Origin of the sequence: Phormidium sp. FACHB-1136 (genome assembly GCF_014697375.1) — a bacterium.
In the GTDB taxonomy this organism is placed as follows: domain Bacteria; phylum Cyanobacteriota; class Cyanobacteriia; order Phormidesmidales; family Phormidesmidaceae; genus Nodosilinea.
Map to the genome: position 1 here is coordinate 1 of NZ_JACJRS010000232.1, position 2252 is coordinate 2252.

Sequence of the window (2252 nt, forward strand, 5' to 3'; positions counted from 1 at the left end):
CGCATGAGAACCCGTCGTCTGGCCATCCTGGCCTGTGCCATGGCGGGGGTGGTGTTTCTAGATCTGCTAGAGCCAGGGCGGGGGCGGTTTTGGAATCCCATCCACCAGGGTCGAAAGGCCATCGTTGCCCATCAAGATTGGGCAGACCGTGACGCTCGTAGGGTGGCCCCCGATGACGCCCGACTGGCAGGATGCACCGACATTAATCCCAATTCGCTGAACCTCGATGCCGCTCTGGCCGACCTACGACGGGCCTTGGTGGGTGAGTCCGAAGTCATTACTCTGGTGGCCCTGGGTGCTCCGGCCTGCGACCTTGGAAACGGCGTTTATCGGTGGCTCCTCAACCATGGCCTTTCTGTTGATGTGACTGTGCATGAAGGAACTGTGACCCATGCCGAACTCAGCCGTTAGCCCACACAAACCGCACTGGACCGAACTGCCGCCCACCTGGCGCTGGGTGATTGGTAGCACCATCCAGGCCGGTGACGTGGTTCTCAGACTCAGTTGCGTGGCGCTGATTGGGGCATCGGGTTGGGTGATGTTGGATAAAGACACCAACGAACGATTCACGCTACGCAGGGCTATCCCGATGGTCAACGCGGCTGCCCAGGGCCAGACCTTTGCCTCGCCTATCGTAGGGAAGTCGTTGCAGGACTTGGTCGCCTACCAGCCTGCTTTTGGCCAGAGCTTTGGGCCTGAGACGGGCAACCAACGCCGCTATGGCCCCCATGGTGGCGTGGACTTTGATTGCCGAGTCGGGGGCTGTGCCGGAGCTGATGTCGCTAGTCCCATCTCAGGCCACGTCAGTGAGATTCGTAAGATTGGCACATCCGCCAATGGGGCCAGCTACCAGGTTCACATTCAGGGTCAAGACTGGCAAGGGGCGGTCGAGCATCAGCTTGTTCATGTTGATTCCATCACCGTCGCGGTGGGCGATATCGTCACGGCTGGTCAGATTGTGGCTAACGTTAGCCCGACTGATTCTGTCTCTACTGGGCCGCACCTGGACTGGAAAATCAGGCGCAATGGGGCATGGGTGAATCCTCAGACGTGGGCCAAAGAGGCTCTGGGCCAAGTTCCTAAACAGGCACCCGCCGCACCGGGTGAACCGATACCCGATGATCTCCTCAAGCGAGCTATTGGCCGAGCTGAGGGAACTCGCGATGCCAACGGCAACCCCACCCGTGCCTTCTTTGGCCATCGTGATCCGGGTTGGTCGGGGCGGTGCCAGAATCAAGGCACATTCTCCTATCAACACTGTGCCCCATCGCCGGAAGCCGCAGACGCCTCTTGGTTGGGCACCTTAAGGAAAGCCGAACAAGACATCCAAGCTCAAGCGCAGGCTAAGTTCGGACAACCCTTGTCGCAGGCGGCCCTGGTTGCCGCGTTAGACGGCTACACTCAAAGCCCCGATGCCGGGAAGCGGTTTGTCGATAAACTGCCCACCGTAGACCCAACTCCGCAGCAGATTATTCAAGCCCGTACTGCTGCCCTCCAGGCCAGTCGCAGAGCCAAGGGTGGGCCACCGATGAACGTACCTGCCGACCAGCAGCGACGGGTGAATGCGGTTCTAGAGCAGCTAAGCCGATAGCCCGAATCAAAAACCCACCTAGCCAGCGCGGCCAGGTGGGATTCGCTCTCTGAGGTGCTTCAAACGTTGCGCTGGCTTTATGGTGCCCAGGACGGGGGCATATCTATCGAGCCTAAGCCGATGGGCTGATCCGCTGGCCATCGTACTCCTGGCCTTGTACATCTTTAGCCCTGCAAAGCCCATGGCCCTAACGTTCGACCCTCCGCTCATCGTCCTGAGCGCTGTCGATCCCAATCAGCCCTCGTCCAAGTTGCTCGATCAACTCACTGGCTGACAGACCTCTGCGGCTAGCCAGTGCCTTAAACCCTTCCCAGCCTTCAGGTGTCACCATCACCTCATGGCGTTTCTTAGGTTCTTCGTAATAACGCTTACGAGGCTTCAAGTTGTCACGACTGCGGGGGTTGTAGGGCATCGTTCACAGATCAAGGGGAATGAGTCAACCCTAGCCAGGATAGTGTGCGTCAGGGGTTGACAATTCACAATATCATGGGAATACTGATTTTTGTGACGGGCACACCACACCGCCCCACGCCATAGAGCCGCACCCCAGCGGAATACCAATCGGGTGACGGGCCGAATAGCGGCCAAGACCAAACCCAACCTCTACACGGGACACCATCATGCAAGCTTTGTCCTACGTCGATCTTCTTTCCATCACCGC

At 58.7% G+C, this 2252-nt stretch carries 2 protein-coding genes; both read left to right on the forward strand.

Translation table 11 applies throughout. The features are described 5' to 3' along the window. Positions 1 to 411 (forward strand): hypothetical protein (locus H6G62_RS26890; protein WP_190500876.1); only part of this gene is annotated, 411 nt, incomplete at its 5' end. Then, positions 392 to 1591, forward strand: a complete 1200-nt coding sequence (locus H6G62_RS26895; protein WP_190500878.1) for a M23 family metallopeptidase — start codon at positions 392 to 394, stop codon at positions 1589 to 1591. The genes H6G62_RS26890 and H6G62_RS26895, both read left to right, overlap by 20 nt. Positions 1592 to 2252: the final 661 nt, after the last annotated feature.